At 74.2% G+C, this 16007-nt stretch carries 15 protein-coding genes; 6 read left to right on the top strand and 9 right to left on the bottom strand.

Translation table 11 applies throughout. The features are described from left to right. Positions 1–9: 9 nt before the first annotated feature. Together rsrA and GIS00_RS03395 are read right to left on the bottom strand one after the other, a co-directional pair. A complete protein-coding gene (gene rsrA, locus GIS00_RS03400) occupies positions 10–366 on the bottom strand; it encodes a mycothiol system anti-sigma-R factor (RefSeq protein WP_154766954.1) in 357 nt (118 codons plus the stop codon). Further along, on the bottom strand, positions 366–1211 hold the full coding sequence (locus GIS00_RS03395; protein ID WP_284700269.1) for a sigma-70 family RNA polymerase sigma factor: 846 nt from the start codon (positions 1209–1211) through the stop codon (positions 366–368). The genes rsrA and GIS00_RS03395 overlap by 1 nt, the downstream gene beginning before the upstream one ends. Before the next feature lie 91 nt (positions 1212–1302). On the opposite strand from GIS00_RS03395, the gene ybaK reads away from it, so the two are divergent. Next, positions 1303–1782, top strand: coding sequence for a Cys-tRNA(Pro) deacylase (ybaK, locus tag GIS00_RS03390; protein ID WP_154766953.1), 480 nt, complete (start codon positions 1303–1305; stop codon positions 1780–1782). Positions 1783–1798: 16 nt separating this feature from the next. Here the strand turns inward: ybaK and GIS00_RS03385 are convergent, their stop codons facing one another. Then, positions 1799–2686, bottom strand: a complete 888-nt coding sequence (locus tag GIS00_RS03385; protein ID WP_154766952.1) for an SOS response-associated peptidase — start codon at positions 2684–2686, stop codon at positions 1799–1801. 47 nt (positions 2687–2733) lie between these two features. On the opposite strand from GIS00_RS03385, the gene aroA reads away from it, so the two are divergent. The 3 genes from aroA (at position 2734) to GIS00_RS03370 (ending at position 8998) form a co-directional block, all read left to right on the top strand. Then, positions 2734–4068, top strand: coding sequence for a 3-phosphoshikimate 1-carboxyvinyltransferase (aroA, locus tag GIS00_RS27200; RefSeq protein ID WP_154766951.1), 1335 nt, complete (start codon positions 2734–2736; stop codon positions 4066–4068). 107 nt (positions 4069–4175) lie between these two features. Then, positions 4176–5123 (top strand): ribosome small subunit-dependent GTPase A, encoded by a 948-nt coding sequence (rsgA, locus tag GIS00_RS03375; protein WP_230312738.1) that lies wholly within the window; start codon positions 4176–4178, stop codon positions 5121–5123. A gap of 104 nt (positions 5124–5227) precedes the next feature. Then, on the top strand, positions 5228–8998 hold the full coding sequence (locus GIS00_RS03370; protein WP_154766949.1) for an FtsK/SpoIIIE domain-containing protein: 3771 nt from the start codon (positions 5228–5230) through the stop codon (positions 8996–8998). Here GIS00_RS03370 and GIS00_RS03365 read toward each other — a convergent pair. Then, positions 8976–9731 carry an SGNH/GDSL hydrolase family protein gene (locus GIS00_RS03365; RefSeq protein ID WP_154766948.1) on the bottom strand — a complete coding sequence of 252 codons (756 nt, stop codon included), beginning with the start codon at positions 9729–9731 and terminating at the stop codon, positions 8976–8978. The genes GIS00_RS03370 and GIS00_RS03365 overlap by 23 nt on opposite strands. Positions 9732–10031: 300 nt before the next feature. Here GIS00_RS03365 and GIS00_RS03360 point away from each other — a divergent pair, with 300 nt between their 5' ends. Continuing rightward, the gene (locus GIS00_RS03360; RefSeq protein ID WP_154766947.1) at positions 10032–10580 is read left to right on the top strand and encodes a YceI family protein; all 549 of its coding nucleotides are present in this window, start codon (positions 10032–10034) and stop codon (positions 10578–10580) included. A 105-nt stretch (positions 10581–10685) separates the two neighbouring features. Here the strand turns inward: GIS00_RS03360 and GIS00_RS03355 are convergent, their stop codons facing one another. The 4 genes from GIS00_RS03355 to GIS00_RS03340 are packed head-to-tail and all read right to left on the bottom strand — an operon-like array spanning position 10686 to position 14553. Then, the gene (locus tag GIS00_RS03355) at positions 10686–11180 is read right to left on the bottom strand and encodes a DUF6912 family protein (protein ID WP_154766946.1); all 495 of its coding nucleotides are present in this window, start codon (positions 11178–11180) and stop codon (positions 10686–10688) included. Beyond that, entirely contained in the window at positions 11180–12649 is a 1470-nt protein-coding gene (locus GIS00_RS03350) for a WS/DGAT/MGAT family O-acyltransferase (RefSeq protein ID WP_154766945.1), read from the bottom strand. The genes GIS00_RS03355 and GIS00_RS03350 overlap by 1 nt, the downstream gene beginning before the upstream one ends. Positions 12650–12670: 21 nt before the next feature. Further along, positions 12671–13954: an AAA family ATPase gene (locus GIS00_RS03345; protein ID WP_154766944.1), complete on the bottom strand. Its 1284-nt coding sequence runs from the start codon at positions 13952–13954 to the stop codon at positions 12671–12673. Next, positions 13951–14553 carry an SAF domain-containing protein gene (locus tag GIS00_RS03340; RefSeq protein ID WP_154766943.1) on the bottom strand — a complete coding sequence of 201 codons (603 nt, stop codon included), beginning with the start codon at positions 14551–14553 and terminating at the stop codon, positions 13951–13953. Before GIS00_RS03340 ends, GIS00_RS03345 begins: the two co-directional genes overlap by 4 nt. Before the next feature lie 289 nt (positions 14554–14842). On the opposite strand from GIS00_RS03340, the gene GIS00_RS03335 reads away from it, so the two are divergent. Next, the gene (locus tag GIS00_RS03335; RefSeq protein ID WP_154766942.1) at positions 14843–15073 is read left to right on the top strand and encodes a helix-turn-helix domain-containing protein; all 231 of its coding nucleotides are present in this window, start codon (positions 14843–14845) and stop codon (positions 15071–15073) included. Between the two features lie 16 nt (positions 15074–15089). On the opposite strand, the gene GIS00_RS03330 is transcribed toward GIS00_RS03335, so the two are convergent. After that, positions 15090–15992, bottom strand: a complete 903-nt coding sequence (locus GIS00_RS03330; RefSeq protein ID WP_322097422.1) for an alpha/beta fold hydrolase — start codon at positions 15990–15992, stop codon at positions 15090–15092. Positions 15993–16007: the final 15 nt, after the last annotated feature.

Raw genomic sequence — 16007 nt, 5'->3', positions numbered from 1 at the left:
GTCTGCTGCTCAGGCCTGGTCGGTGCGCACCGTGGTCACCTGGGTGACCTCGGTCCAGGTGATGTCGGCGCCGCGCGCGTCGGCGGTCACCTGCAGCGCACTGAGCTTGGTGACCAGCCGCGACCGCAGCTCCTCCGGTGCCCGGTCGCCGCCGCACTTGTTGTGCAGCAACGACTTCAGCTTCTGCGTCAGCCCGGCCTCCTCGAGGCAGGGCGAGCAGTCGTCGAGGTGGTGCTGCACGGCCGACCTCCGCGCCACGTCCATCTCGTCGTCCAGGAACATCCAGACGTCGTTGAGCACGTCCGAGCAGTCGCCCTTCTCGCCGGGCGCACCGCACGGCCCGGTCACACCGCCACCGGTCTCCATCACTCGTTCCCTTCCTCGGCGCCGGCCGTCGCCATCGACGAACCGCGCAGGAATCCGCGTTCGGTCGCGTAGTCGGTCAGCAGCTCGCGGAGCTGCCGGCGGCCACGGTGCAGGCGGGACATCACGGTGCCCAACGGCGTACCCATGATCCCGGCGATCTCCTTGTAGGAGAAGCCCTCGACATCGGCCAGGTAGACGGCCAGCCGGAAGTCCTCGGGGAGTTCCTGCAGCGCCTCCTTGATGTCGCTGTCCGGCAGCCGGTCCAGTGCGTCCATCTCGGCCGACCGCAGGCCGGTCGAGGTGTGCGACTCCACCGAGGCCAGCTGCCAGTCGGTGATCTCGTCGGTCGGCGCCACCTGCGGCTGCCGCTGCTTCTTGCGGTAGCCGTTGATGTAGGTGTTGGTCAGGATGCGGTAGAGCCAGGCCCGCAGGTTGGTGCCCTGGGTGAACCCGGCGAAGGCGCTGTACGCCTTCAGGTAGGTCTCCTGCACCAGGTCCTCGGCGTCGGCCGGGTTGCGGGTCATCCGCATGGCGGCGGCGTACAGCTGGTCCAGCAACGGCATGGCCTGCTCGGTGAAGAGCCGGGACCGCTCCTGCTCGCTGATCTCGGGAGCGGCGGGCTCCTGCTGCACCGTCGCCTCCGGATCCGTCGTGCCCGGATCCGGGTCCACCTCGGGTGTCACCTGCAGCCTCCTCCGGGACCCGGCGCGCGGGTCCTTGCGTGAAGGCGAATCTACCCGTGCCGCCGGACCCTCCCGGTCGGCGAGCGATCGGACGGGTTGCGGGATCCGGTCGAGCACCACCGGATCTGCCACTGCCCGCTCCAGCACTGCGGATGAAGTCATCGACACCAGTCCTTCCGACCATGGGAACACGGCCGGACCGGCGGCTATTCCGGATCGCCGCCCCCTCCGCGGCATGCCCTAGGGTTCCGGCATGGCCGGCGCCCCCACCCCTGCGATCGCGGTGCTGCTGCAGGGGAAGATCCCGCACACCGTCCGCACCTACGAGCACGACCCGCGCACCACGGCGTTCGGCGACGAGGCGGTCCGGGCCCTCGGCCAGGACCCGGAACGGGTGTTCAAGACCCTGGTGGCCTCGGTCGACGGCCGGCTGGTCGTCGGCGTGGTGCCGGTCGCCGCACACCTCGATCTCAAGGCACTGGCCGCCGCGGTCGGCGGCAAGAAGGTGGCGATGGCCCCGGTCGCCGAGGCCGAACGCTCCTCCGGCTACGTCGCCGGCGGGATCTCACCACTGGGCCAGCGCAAGCGGCTGCCCACCGTGCTGGACTCCTCCGCGGCCGGCTTCGAGACGATCTTCGTCAGCGCCGGCCGACGCGGGCTGCAGGTCGAGCTGTCCGCCGCCGACCTGCTCCGGGCCTGCGGCGGGACCAGCGCGCCGATCGCCGGGCACTGAGCCGGCTCATCCCGGCTCATTCCGGCTGCAGCATCAACTGCCCGTCGTCGGCCTTGCTGCTGGTGTCGGCTGCCGGGTCCGGCGCCGTGCCCGGCTCGCCCGGCCGGACCTCCACCAGCAGGTCCTCGTCGTCGTTGCCGACGCTGCCGATGCGGGCCCCGATCGGCCGGAACTCCAACTGCTCCACCAGCCGCGGGTCCGGCGGTGCGAGCAGTCGCTGCACCGCCTCCGGGTCGGCATCCGGATCGAGCCAGGCCGCCCAGTCCGCCGCCGGCAGGATCAACGGCATCCGGTCGTGCACGGTGCGCATCTCGCCCACCGCGTCGCAGGTCAGGATTGTGTAGGAGACGATCGCCTCCTGTGCCGCCTCCCCGGACCCGGCAGTGTCCCCGTCCCCCTTGGGCTTCCAGTACTCCCACAGCCCGGCGAAGGCCATCACCGAGTCGTCGGCCGGGTGGATCCAGTAGGCCTGCTTGCGCTGCTTGGAGCTCTTCGACCCGGGCTTGGGACCGAGCTTGCGCCACTCGTAGAACCCGCTGGCCGGGATCAGGCAGCGCCGCTTGCGCAAGGCGGTGCGGAAGGACGGGGTGGTGGCCGCGCTCTCCGACCGGGCGTTGAACATCCGGTTGCCGATCTTCGGGTCCTTCGCCCACGACGGCACCAGCCCCCACTTCATCGGCTCGATCGTGCGGGCCAGGTGCTCCCCGGCCGCGTCGCCGTCGGCCGGTTCGTCCTTCACCAGGCGCAGCCGGACCACCGGGTTCTCCGTGGTCGGGGCGATGTTGTAGCGCGGGCGCGGCGGGTCACCGCCGTACAGGCCCGGCTCCGCGGCCGGATCCGGCTCGGCGTCGAACACGCCGAACAGCGTCTCGGTGTCCATGGTGGTGGCGTAGCGACCGCACATGCGCCCATGCTGCCACCGGCTGCCGACAGTCCGCCGGGACGCCGGTGATGCGGGATCATGGGGCGGTGAGCGCTCCCGCACCGGCCGTCTGGGCCGCCCCCACCCTCGCCGAGAGCGGGACCGGCCCGATCGACGCGACCGTCACCATCCCGGGGTCGAAGTCGCTGACCAATCGGGTGCTGGTGCTCGCGGCACAGGCCGACGGACCCACCGACCTGGAGGGCGTGCTGCGCAGCCGCGACTCCGACCTGATGGTCGCCGGTCTCCGGGCGCTCGGCTGCGGCTTCGAGGAGCTGCCCGGCGGGCTGCTCCGGGTCACCCCCGGGCCGCTGCACGGCCCGGCACACATCGACTGCGGGCTGGCCGGCACGGTCATGCGGTTCCTGCCGCCGCTGGCGGCGACCGCCCCGGGCGCGGTCACCATGGACGGCGACCCGGCCGCCCGGGTGCGGCCGATGGGCACGGTGTTGCAGGCGTTGCGCGATCTCGGCGTCCGGGTCGACGGGGACGGGCTGCCGTTCACCGTGCACGGGGTGCAGGCACCGGCCGGCGGCACCGTCCGGATCGACGCCTCCGCCTCCTCCCAGTTCGTGTCCGGCCTGCTGCTGTCCGGGGCGCGGTTCGCCGGCGGTCTGACCGTCGTGCACACCGGCAAGCCGGTGCCGTCCATGCCGCACATCGAGATGACCGTGCAGGTGCTGCGGGCCGTCGGTGTGCAGGTCGACGACAGCGGCGCCAACACCTGGCGGGTGGAGCCCGGACCGGTCGTCCGGTGGACCGACCCGATCGAGCCGGACCTGTCCAACGCCACCCCGTTCCTGGCCGCTGCCGCGATCACCGGTGGGACCGTGCGGATCCCGCGCTGGCCGACGACAACCACCCAACCCGGTGACGCGGTCCGCGACCTGCTCACGGACATGGGCGCGCAGGTGCTGCTGCGCGACGGCGTCCTGCAGGTCACCGGCACCGGCACGCTCGACCCGCTGGACGCCGACCTGCACGACATCGGCGAGCTGACGCCGACCGTCGCCGCGCTGTGCCTGTTCGCCTCGGGGACCAGCCGGCTGCGCGGTATCGCCCACCTGCGCGGTCACGAGACCGACCGGCTGGCCGCGCTGGTCGCCGACATCCGGGCCGTCGGCGGTGATGCCGACGAGACCGAGGACGGCCTGGTGATCCGGCCGCGCCCGCTGACCGGAGGTGAATGGGGCGCCTACGCCGACCACCGGATGGCCACCGCCGGCGCCATCGTCGGCCTGCGGGTGCCCGGCGTGGTGGTCGACGACATCGCGTCCACCTCCAAGACACTGCCCGGCTTCGAGGGCATGTGGGCCCGGATGCTGGGTGCTGCGGCGGACGTCGGCACCGGGGCGTCGTCCTGAGGCGACTCGAGGACTCCTGGGAGAACGAGGACGTCCGGATCCGGCCCGGCAAGCGGTCACGCCCGCGGACGAAGACCCGGCCGACGCACGGCGAGGCGGTCCGGGCGATGGTGATCACCGTGGACCGCGGCCGGTACGGCTGCCTGGTCGGTGACCCGGGCGGCGAGCACCTGGTCGTGGCCATGCGGGCCCGCGAGCTGGGCCGGCGCGGGGTGGTGGTCGGCGACGAGGTCGACCTGGTCGGCGACACCAGCGGCGACCCGGACACGCTGGCCCGGATCGTCCGGATCGAGCCCCGGCGCAGCGTGCTGCGCCGCTCCCGGGACGACGCGGTCGACCCGAACACCGGCGAGACCGCCAACACCGAAAGGGTTCTCGTCGCCAATGCGGACCAGCTGGCGATCGTCACGGCGCTCGCCGACCCGGAGCCGCGGACCGGTTTCATCGACCGTTGCCTGGTCGCCGCGTACACCGGGAACCTGCGGCCGGTGCTGGTGCTGACCAAGTCGGACCTGGCCGATCCCGCGGTGCTGCTGTCCTCCTACACGGCGCTGGACCTGCCGGTGGTGGTGACCCGGCGGGTCGACGGCGGCCGGGTGCTGGACCCGGCCGGGCCGGACGAGCTGCGGGAGCTGACGGCGGACCGGACGACGGTGCTGGTCGGTCACTCCGGTGTCGGCAAGTCGACGTTGGTGAACACCCTGGTGCCGGACGCCGACCGGGCCACCGGCAGCGTGACCGGCGTCGGCAAGGGCCGGCACACCTCGACATCGGCGGTGGCACTGGCCCTTCCGGGCGGCGGCTGGGTGATCGACACCCCCGGCGTGCGGTCGTTCGGCCTGGCCCACGTGACCGCCGACGACCTGCTGGAGACCTTCACCGACCTGCTGCCGGCCACCGCCGACTGCCCGCCGGGATGCGACCACACCGGGTCCGGGGATGCGGTCTGCGCGCTGGACGCGTTCGTCGCGGCCGGTGGGGCGAGCCCGGAGCGGCTCGCCTCCTTCCGCCGGTTGCTGGCCTCGAGGGCCGGCGCCGCCGACGACCTGGGCTGACCCGGACCGATCCTTCCGTGCGTGGTTGTCCACAGCCACGCAGGTGTCCACAGCAGCCCGTCGCCCCGCCCGGCCTTTCCGGCGCAGCGGTCCAGGCTGGTGCCGTGCCCGCCTTCCGATGGTGTCCGACGATCGAGGTCCGCGGCCGCACGGTGGATCTCGAAGTGGACCTGCCGGCCGCGCAGCCGCTCGGACCGCTGCTGCCTGAGCTGGTGGCGGCCGCCGGGCTGCCCGCGGACGCCGTGCTGCACCTGGGCGCCCTCGCGGTCGACCCGGCCTGGACGATCGGCCTGCCGCCCCTGGTCGACGGTGTGCTGCTGGCCGACGTCCCGGCCGCCGACCTCCCGGTGGTGGGCGCGATGCGGGTGACCTGCGTGGCCGGTCCCGATGCCGGCCGGTCGGTCGTGCTGGACGGTCCGGTCCGGGTGGGCCGCGGGCCGGGCAACGACCTGTCGCTCGACGATCCACACCTGTCCCGCCGCCACCTGGAGATCCGGCCCGGCCCGGAGGGTGTACTGCTGCTGCCGGCGTCCGCCGATGATCGTCCGGTGCTGCACCTCGACGGTGCACCGGTCGACGTGCCGGCACGGTGGCCGCCCGGGGCCGTCCTGCGCGCCGGGTCCAGCCGGCTCTCGGTCACCCTGGACCACGACGGCGACCCGACCGGACGTCCCGATGGTCGGGCCGGGATCGAGATCGTCGGCACGGCAACGGTTCCGGCCGAGCCGGCGGTGCCACCGCTGCCGCCCCCGCCGGGACCGGCCCCCGAGCTCCGGCGGCGCCCGCTGCCACTGGTCGCGGCCGTCGGCGGTGCCGTCCTCGGGGCGGTGATCGCGGCGGTGACCGGGATGTGGATGTTCCTGCTGCTGGCCGCGCTGGGACCGGCCCTCCTGCTGCTCGGCGCCGTCGCCGACCGGATCACCGGGCGCCGCGGGTACCGCCGGGCCCGGCTCGACCACCGGGCCGACACCCTCGCCGAAGCAGCGGTGCTCGCCGGCGCCCTCGCCGACGACCGGCGGCGGTCCTGGCGGTATCACGACGATCCGGCCACCCTGCTGCGACGGGCGGAGACCGGATCCTTCCGGCTGTGGGAACAGCGGGCCGGTCCCCGGGTGGTGATCGGCACCGGCCGCCGGCCGGCCCTGATCGACCGGCACACGCCACCGGAGGTCGACGAGGTGCCGATCACCGTCGCGATGGCCGGGACGCTCGGGATCGTCGGTGCCGGCGCGGGTGTCGAGTCCCTGCTGCGGTGGCTGCTGCTGCAGCTGGTCACCCGGTACTCCCCCGCCGACCTGGCCGTCGAGCTGGGTCCCGGCGATCCCTGCCTCCGGTCCCTCGCACCCGTACCGCACCTGGGCACCGGGGACGGCACGCCGTACCGGGTGGTCGTGCGCCGGGGCCGGCCGGACGATCCCGCGCGCCGGCCACCCGGTCCGGGTCTGACGACGGTGCTGCCGGCCGCCGATCGGCTGCTGCTGCCGGAGCCCTGCGACCTGGTGCTCGAGGTGGCCGGGACCCGGGTCAGGGTGCACGGGCCGGACGGGACCGCTGCGTGGTGCGACCTGACCGGGATCGGGTCGGGCCTGCTGACCAGGGCCGGACGGGCCCTGGCTCCGCTGCGGCTCCGCACCGGCACCGGGTCCGGCGGATTGCCCGCCGCCGTGCACCGGCGGGACCTGGCGCCGTGGCCGACGGATCCGGCGACGGTCCGGACCGGTTGGCGGACGCCGGGCCGCACCGCGGTGCTGGGCGCCGCCCCCGGTGCGACGGCGGTCCTGGACCTGGCCGCCGACGGACCGCACCTGCTGGTCGCCGGCACCACCGGTGCCGGCAAGTCCGAGCTGCTGCTGACCCTGGTGGCCGGGCTGGCGGTGTCCGCCCCGCCGGCCGAGACCTCCTTCCTGCTGGTCGACTACAAGGGCGGTGCGGCCTTCGGTCCGCTGGCGGCGCTGCCGCACACGGTCGGTGTGATCACCGACCTGGACGAGCACGCCGCCGCCCGGGCACTGACCGGCCTGCGCGCCGAGCTCCGCCGCCGGGAACGGATCCTGGCCGAGCACTCCGTCCCCGATCTCGCTGCCCTGGGCCGGATCCGACCGCCGGGTGTCGGGGTACCGGCGGCGCTGGTGGTGGTGGTCGACGAGTTCGCCACCCTGGCCGCCGAACTCCCCGACTTCCTCGACGGGCTGGTCGATCTCGCCCGGCGCGGGCGGGCACTGGGGATCCACCTGGTGCTGGCCACGCAACGGCCGGCCGGCGTCGTGTCGGCCGCGATCCGGGCCAACATCACCACCCGGATCTGCCTCCGGGTGGGCGAGACCGCCGACTCGCTGGACGTTCTCGGATCGGCCGACGCCGCCGCGATCCCCCTCGGCCTACCGGGCCGGGCCTACCTCCGGCGCGGCCCGGAACGCCCGCGGCCGGTGCAGACCGCCCGCATCACCGGGCACCGCCCGGTGCGGGCCACGGTCCGCCGGTCCGGGATGCCGGTGCCCGCCGGAGAATCCTCCGGCCCCCGCGATGTCGACGACCTCGTCCGGACGCTCTCGGCGGCGGCGCAGGGGCTGCCGGCGCCGCACCGCCCGTGGCTGCCGCCGCTCCCGGCCGTGCTGACCGCGGCACCCGGCGACCACCGTCTCGCCGTCGCCGATCTCCCGGAATCCGCCGAGCAGCGGGACGTTCCACTGCCGTCCGGTTCGGTGCTGGTCACCGGGCCGAACCGGAGCGGGCGGAGCAGCACGCTGCGGCGGTTGGCCCACCTGCACGCCGCGAAGGGTGCGCAGCTGCTGCTCGTCGATCCGACCGGCGGACTGCGACCGCTCGTCGACTGGCCGCACACGGCGACCCACCTGGACGGCCGGGACCCGGTTCTGGTCGGTGTGCTGATCCGCCGGCTGCACCGGGAGTGGACCGGACGAGCAGCGGGTGGTGACGGATCACCGCTGGTCCTCGTCCTCGACGGGTGGGAGACCATCACCGCCGCACTGGATCTGGCCGACTTCGGCACCGGGTCCGGCCAGCTCGCCGAGATGGTCGCGGGCGGCGGCCCGGTGGGCCTGCACGTGGTGGCGAGCGGTGGTGAGCGGGCGGTGCACCACCGGAGCGCACGGTCCTTCGACACCGTGCTCGAGTTGGCGGACCCGGCCGTCGACGGCCCCGGTCGCGGGAGGATCGGCGGCATGAGCACTGCGGTCCTGCTCGGCCCGGACACACCGCCGCCGGGTCGGCCGGTCGGTGGGGCGGTGGTGGTCCGGCCGCTGCCGACGTCCCTCGGATGGGCCGAGCGGCCCGCGGCTCCACCGGGACTCGCGGTGATCGGTCCCGGCGGGGAGGACGCCGGACCGGTCGGCCTGCCGGTGCCCGGGCCGGGCGGCGGCATCCTGGTCGCCGGTCCCCGCCGGTCCGGGGTGAGCACCGCCCTCGCCGCGCTGGCTCTGGCATTGGCATCGCAGGGGGTGCCGTCGCGTCGTGTCCGGGGAACGGATCCGGCCGCGGAACACAGGTTCCTGACCGACCACACCGGCCCGTTGCTGCTCGTGCACGACGGCCCGGTCCCGGACGGGCCGCTCGCCGAGCTGTTGCTCCGTTACCTCGAGATCTGCGGCCCCGGGCAGTACCTCGCGATCGGCTGTCGGCCGGAGCAGGCCCAGCGGGCGCTGCGCGGGCTGCTCGCCGAGGTGCGCGCCCACCGGACCGGCCTGCTGCTGCAGCCCACCCCGGCCGACGGGTCGTTGCTGGACACGACACTGCCACGACGGTCGGCCGAACCCCGCCCCGGGCAGGGGTTCTGGGTGCTCGACGGGTCCGCGGTGCCGGTCCAGGTGGCGGTGCCCGATGGGCGGCCGGACATCAGCCCAGCAGCGAGGGGGTGACCGGCGCCGGGATCTTGGGACTGCGGTGGTCGCCGGAGGAGCGGCCGGTCAACCGGCGCTGTACCCAGGGGCCGACGAACTCGCGGTAGTAGTGCACCTGGTCGCGCACCGGCTTCGCCGACGGCGGCACCGGCGGTACCGGCGCGGTCCAGCCGGCCGGGACCGGCAGGTCCAGCACGTCCAGCTCCCTGCCGGCGACCCGGGCGTGCCCGGCGGCATTGAGGTGCAGGTGGTCGGCGGCCCAGAACCGCAGGTCGCGCAGCTCGTCGACGGCCCACAGGTCCACCAGCAGCGCACCCCGCCGGGCGGCGACCTCGCGGATCATGTCGCAGTACCGGTCACCGTGGGACCTCACCACCGCGCCGAGCGGCAGGTTGGCCGACGGGTCGGCGCCGGTGAACAGCACCACCGAGGCGCCCGAGTCGACCAGCCGGGCCACCGTCAGGTCGTACAGCCGTCGCAGGGTCACCAGGTCGGCGCGCGGGCGCAGCACGTCGTTGCCGCCACCGGCGAAGGTGACGAGGTCGGGCTCCAGCTCCAGCGCCGGTTCCAGTTGCTCGTCGATGATCGCGCCGAGCAGCTTGCCGCGGATCGCCAGGTTGGCGTACTCGCCGGCGACCTCCGGGGCGACCAGGTCGGCCCACCCCCGCAGCGAGCCGTCGGCCCGCGCATCGCCCAGGCCCTCGGTGAAGCTGTCGCCGATCGCGACGAACCGCGTGCGCTGCAGACCCATGATTCTCCGATCTTCTCCGGGCACGTCCGACCGGCAGCAGGCTACTCGCCGGTAACCCCGCTCCGCAGCCCGGCCGCCACCGGATCCGGGGGCGGTGTGGCGACGATCACCATCTCCCTCACCAGCCGGAACAGGATTCCTCGGGAATGAAAGGTGACACGTCACCGTTCTGCCCCTATGCTCGGCCAGGAAGTCGTTGACACATCAACAGCGACCGGCCAGGCCAGCAGCAATTCCGCTGAGAAGCACCACAGACCAGCACCGCGAGAGTCGCGGCGCAGACCAGCCCGGAGGCACACCATGACCAGCACCACCACCCTCACCGGCACCTGGACCGCGGACGCGATCCACTCCGACGTCAGCTTCAAGGTCCGTCACATGGCGGTCGGCAAGGCCAAGGGTTCGTTCACCCTGAAGTCGGCCGAGCTGGTCGTCCCGGAGTCGGGCCTGGCCGACGGCACCGTCACCGCCGTCATCGACGCCACCAGCGTCTCCACCAACCAGGAGCAGCGCGACCAGCACGTCAAGTCCGAGGACTTCCTGCACGTCGAGGAGCACCCGGAGATCACCTTCGTGTCCACCGGCGTCAAGGACTTCGACGGCGACGAGTTCGTCCTGCTGGGCGACCTGACCATCCGTGGCACCAGCAAGCCGGTCGAGCTGACCACCGAGTTCCTGGGCGCCACCACCGACGCCTACGGCGCCGAGCGGATCGGCTTCTCCGCCAAGACCTCGATCAGCCGCAAGGAGTACGGCGTGTCCTTCAGCGCCGCCTTCGGTGCCGGCAACTCGGTCGTGGCCGACAAGGTCGAGATCGACCTCGAGCTGGAGTTCACCAAGAACGCCTGATCCACCCGGCCGCACGGCCGGTGAAAAGACTTCCGCCCGGTTAGTTGACGTCTCAACTAACCGGGCGGAGTCGTTTCCGGTGTCTTTCCGAAGGCCGGACCCAGGTCAGCTCAGGTCCTCCAGCAGGAACCGCACCTCGCCGGGGCCGTACCAGGCCAGGTCGAGGTCCTCCGCGCTGCCGACGGCGTACTCCGCATCGATGTCACCGAGATCGGCGGCGTCCACCGCGCCGGCCGCCTCCTGCACCACCGCGGCCGCGTCGGCCCCGTCGATGTGCACGCTGGCCACCCGCTTCCACGGGATGGTGCCGCCGAGCCGGGCAGCGGCCCGGTCGAGATCGCTTGCCGGGGTGAGCCCCTCGACGTCCGCCGCCAGCACCACCCGCAGCCAGTCCGGGCCGTCCTCAGCGGCGAGCAGCCGGAGCGAGGCGCGCGCGGCGTCGGCCATCGCCAGGTACTCCAGCTCGTCGTCGTCGGCGCCGGGGTACTCGGCGCGCAGGCCGTCGGTGACGGCGAACACCACCTCCCCGGCGGCGCCGAACTGCGCGGTGGGCACGGCGGCCCGCAGCCGGGACACGGTCAGCGGCAGGTAGACCCGCATCAGTCGGTGGCTCGCTTCCTGCCGCGCCTGGGCGCGGCCTTGCCGGCCGGTGGGTCCGGCACGGGCAGCAGTTCCTCGACGGCCTCGCCGATGTGGTCGGCGAACTCCTCGATGTCGGGGATGGCGTCCCGGTCGGCGGTCACCCCGAAGAAGACCCCGCCGTTGTAGGAGGTGATCGCGACCGCCAGCGCCTGCCCGGAGGCCAACGGCGCCACCGGGTACATGGCGGCCACGGTGCGCCCGGCGGCGTACAGCGGGGCCTGCGGGCCGGGGGCGTTGGTGACCAGCACGTTGTACATCCGGCCGGACAGCTGCCCGGCCACCCGGGCGCCGAGGGCGTGCAGCGTCGGCGGGGCGAACCGCCCGAGCCCGATCAGCGCGTCGGCGCCCATCTGCCGCCCGGCCTCCAGCTGCGCGCCCATCGCGAACGACACCTGGTGCAGCCGCATCGCGGGATTCGGCTCGGCGACCGGCATGTCGAGCAGGTAGGAAGTGACCGGCGCCTGCGGGTCGACGGCGCTCTCCCCCGCCTCGTCACGCCGCCCCGGCTGCAGGGACACCGGCACCAACGCCCGCAGCACGGTGGTCGGGGTCACCGGCTCACCGTGCGAGAGCAGCCAGGTGCGCAGCGCCCCGGTGATCACGGCGAGGATGACGTCGTTGAGCGAGCCGCCGTGGGTGGAGCGGATCGTCTTCAGGTCCGCCAGCCGGACCTGCGACGTGGCGAACCGCCGCTGCCCGCTCTTGGTCACGTTCAGCACCGACCTCGGGGCCGGCTTCACCGTCCGGCGGACCAGTTCCACCGAGGCCCCGGCGAAGTGGCCGACCTTGGCCACCGTCGACCGCACGTCCATCGCGGCCAGCCGCACCAGGTCCATCGCCCCCGACGGCCGGCTGGTCAGGTCGGCCACCGCGTCCACCACCAGGTCGACGTCACTGGGTGGCGGCAGCGGCATCCACGGCTGCTCCGGCAACCGGCGCGGCCGGCGGGTGACGTCCAGGATCGCGGCGGCGACGTCGACGGCACCGATCCGGTCGACCATGGCGTGGTGCGTCTTGTTGACCAGGGCGACCCGGCCGTCGGCCAGTCCCTCGATCACGTAGATCTCCCAGAGCGGGCGGGTGCGGTCCAGCGGCCGGGAGATCAAGCGCCCCACCAGGTCATCCAGCTGGTCCATCGTGCCCGGCCGCGGCAGCGCGGACCGCCGCACGTGGTAGGTCAGGTCGAAGGCGTCGTCGTCCACCCAGACCGGGCGGGCCAGCCGGCCGGGGACGAACCGCACCTTCTGCCGGTACCGCGGGACCAGGGACAGCCGGGACCGGATCAGGTCGACGATGTCCTCGTACTCCGAGCCCGACCCCTCCGGCGCATCCGGCTCCAGGATGACCACACCACCCACATGCAGCGGGGTCGAGCCGTCCTCGGCGTAGAGGAACGCGGCGTCGACGGCGGAGAGCCGATCGGTCATGCGGTCATCGTGGCACAGGCCTCACCCGGTGCGGTCGCGAGCCGGAACCGCCGCGCAGAAGTCGGCGAGCGCCGCCAGCCCTTTCACCAACGGGGCGGCGGGCGCGATGTCGGCGACCGGCCGGGCCTGCCGCCAGGCCCGGTCCGTCACCGCCCGGTCCTCGGGCAGCAGCGCCACCACCGGCAGCGCACTGAACCTGGCGAACGCGTCCTGCGCCTCCACCCGGCCCGCCGCGTCCCGCCGCACCCGGTTCAGTACCACCCGCACGTCCGCCTCCGGCACCCGCTCGGCGAGTTCGTCGAGACCGCGGACCAGGCGCTCGATCCCGGGCGGGTCCGCCGAGCCGACCGCCAGCACGACGTCGGCGCCGGCCAGCGCCGCCAGGGTGGCGCCGTTGCGTCGCGGGGCCATGGTGTCGAAGGACAGCTCCTCGTCCACCTCGAGGCAGAACCCGGTGTCCAGCACGGTCAGTGCCGCGCAGCTGCGGGCCACCTGCAGCACCCCTGGTACTGCGGAGGGGCGCACCTCCGGCCACCGGTCCGGCCGCGAGATGCCGCTCAGCAGCGAGAGTCCCGGAGCGAGGCGCCAGCTCAGCCGGGTGAGCTCCGTCCGGTCGAGCCGGCCGCCCGCCGCTGCCCGGCAGGCACCGGTCAGGCCGGGTGACTCGTCCAGCAGCCCGAAGGCGGCGGACAGCACCCCGCCGTAGACGTCGGCGTCGACCAGCAGTGTCGGCGTGCCGGCCGCGGCCGCCGCCACCGCGAGCCCGGCCGCCACCGTGCTCCGCCCCGGCGCCCCGGTCGGGCCCCAGACCGCCACCACCGCGCCGGCGCCGCTCCCCTCGCACGAAAGGTCCGAAGGGTCCGACGCCACGGGTGCATCGCGGCGGGGCGCGGCGTCCAGTGCCCGCTCCGGGTCCGAGACCCCCGGCAACGACGGCGGTGTCAGATCCAGCAGCGCCTCCCGCAGCACCGCGACCAGGGCATCGGGTCCGGCGTCGTCGGCCACCACCGCGTCGATGCCGATCCGGTCCAACCGGACCGGCGCACGCTGGTCGCCGGCGGTGTGCACCGCCACCACGGCGACCCCGGAGACCCGGAGTCGTTGCACCGCATCGGTGTCCAGCCGCCGGAGCCCGTCGGACAGCACGACGGCGGCGGCCCGGCCGGTCACCGCCTCGGCCAGTACATCGGCGAGATCGGCGCAGCGCTGCACCACCCGGAACGGACCGCCGGGTCGGTCGAGGAGGGCGACCAGGTCGCTCTCCCACTGTCGGCCACCGCCGGCCGTGAGCAGCCCGGCGGTCATGGCGCGCTCCGCACCAGCAACCGGACCGTCCCGGTCGGCAGCGCCCGGATCAGGTCGTCCGCGGCTGCCGGCGGCAGCGCCACTGCCACCTGGTAGTCGTCGGTGGCGGCCCCGGACAGCCCACCGGACGCCGGTCCGGCGACCGACTGCACCGTCACCCCGGCGGCGAGCAGGTCGGTGGTGGCCCGCTCCCCCGACCGCCCTGCGACCTCCAGGTAGAGGTCCACCACCGAGCCGTGCCCCACACCGGGCGGCATGTCCTCCGGGGTCACGCCGAACACCAGCACCCGGTGGTCCGGCGCCGGCCGGACCGCGGACGCCGGCAGCAGCTCGCCCACGTCCACCGGCCGGGTCAGCGCGAGGCCGACCGGCGGGGCGGCGCCGGCCAGGTACCGGTCCGCCGTGTCGTCGAGCTTGACCCGGACGACGGCGAGATCCTCTGCGGTGAGCACGGTCCCGGTCGCCAGATCGCGGGTGACGGACCACACCGGGGCCGTCCGGTCCGCAGCGCCGACGACCTTCGCGCCGAGCACCACCGACCCCACCACCAGCAGCAGTCCGGCCAGGATCCGCGGGTCCCACCACCTCGGGCGGGTCATCCGGCGCGGCACCGGGGCCGGTGGATCCGCCGCGGCCGGCGGTGGTGACTGCGGGCGGTCGCCGGAGGTCGGTGACTTCCGCCCCCGGGCGCGCGACGGTACGACGATCTTCACGACCTGCTCCCCCTACCGGTCCCCCGACCGGCTCTGTGACCTGCGGTCTGGGGACAACCGGAACGCGCCCCCACCCGACCGTGCCAAAATAGCGCAGTCCGGGACGGGACGTCGGCGCTTCGCGCAGGCCCACCCGAACGGGACGGACCGGCAGTGCGGAGGAAGGCGTGACCCCATGACCTCGGAGCGGTTCCTGACCCTGGCCGACGTGGCGGAGATCCTCAACATCTCCGCGTCGCAGACCTACGCGCTGGTGCGCTCCGGTGACCTGGCCGGCATCCAGATCGGCGGCCGGAACCAGTGGCGGGTCGAGCGTTCCAAGCTCGAGGAGTACATCGACGAGGCCTACCGCCGCACCGCGGCCAGCCTGTCGGACATGCCGAGCACGCTGCCGACCGAGGTCTGAGCAACCCGCCCCGCGATCAGACCGGGATCAGCGCGGCGAGGGCGGCCGCGGCCTGCTCCTGCACGTTGTGCCCGGCCTGCACCTGCACCACCCGGGCCGCGGGCACCCGCTCCCGGAACTCCGCGACACGCTGCTCGGAGACGAACCCGTCGGAGGCCCGGACCAGCAGGACCGGGATGCCGGCGCCCACCACCTCGTCCGCCGCCGACCACAGCCGGTCGCGGTCGGACAGCACCGTCGGTGACAGCCCACCCAGGTGGGCGAAGTGGTGCACGAAGACCACCCGGCCGTCGGGACGGATCCGGGTGTTGTGGAACACCCCGCGCTGCAACGCTTCTCGGCCGGACCCGAGGCCAAACCGCAGGGCCATCTCCACGATCTCGTCCCGGGAGGCGAACTCCGAGGGGCCGGCGAGGAACTCGACGACCTGGGCGCTGTCCTGGGCGGTGACGCCCGGGGTGATGTCGACCATCACCAGTGACCGCGTCAGGTCCGGTCGCCGGGCGGCGACCACCAGCGCGGTGAGCCCGCCCAGCGACTGGCCGAGCAGCACCACACCGCCGCCGGTCCATGCGTCCAGCGCGGCGATCACCGCCGCGGCGTTGGTGGGCGGCGAGTAGTCGGCGTCGGACCGCCAGCCCGACCGGCCGTGGCCGGGGAGGTCGAGGACCAGCGCCGGGCGGCCCAGCGCCAGCACCGTGGTGTCGAAGGTGTGCGCGTTCAACCCGGCACCGTGCAGCAGCACCACCTCCGGCGGCCCGTCGCCCCAGAGCAGGCCGCTCACCGGCGGGGCGTCCGGCAGCTCCAGCTCCACCCGGCGCACGGCGGGCAGCGGCCCGGTGCGGCCGACCTCGGCGGCCTCGGCGGCGAGGAAGTCGAACTCGCCCGGTGTCTCGTCGGGCGGCAGCGGTCCGGTCACCTCGTCATCCTCGCG

The organism is Nakamurella alba (assembly GCF_009707545.1).
GTDB lineage: Bacteria > Actinomycetota > Actinomycetes > Mycobacteriales > Nakamurellaceae > Nakamurella > Nakamurella alba.
This window is presented reverse-complemented; position numbering and strand designations above follow the sequence as displayed.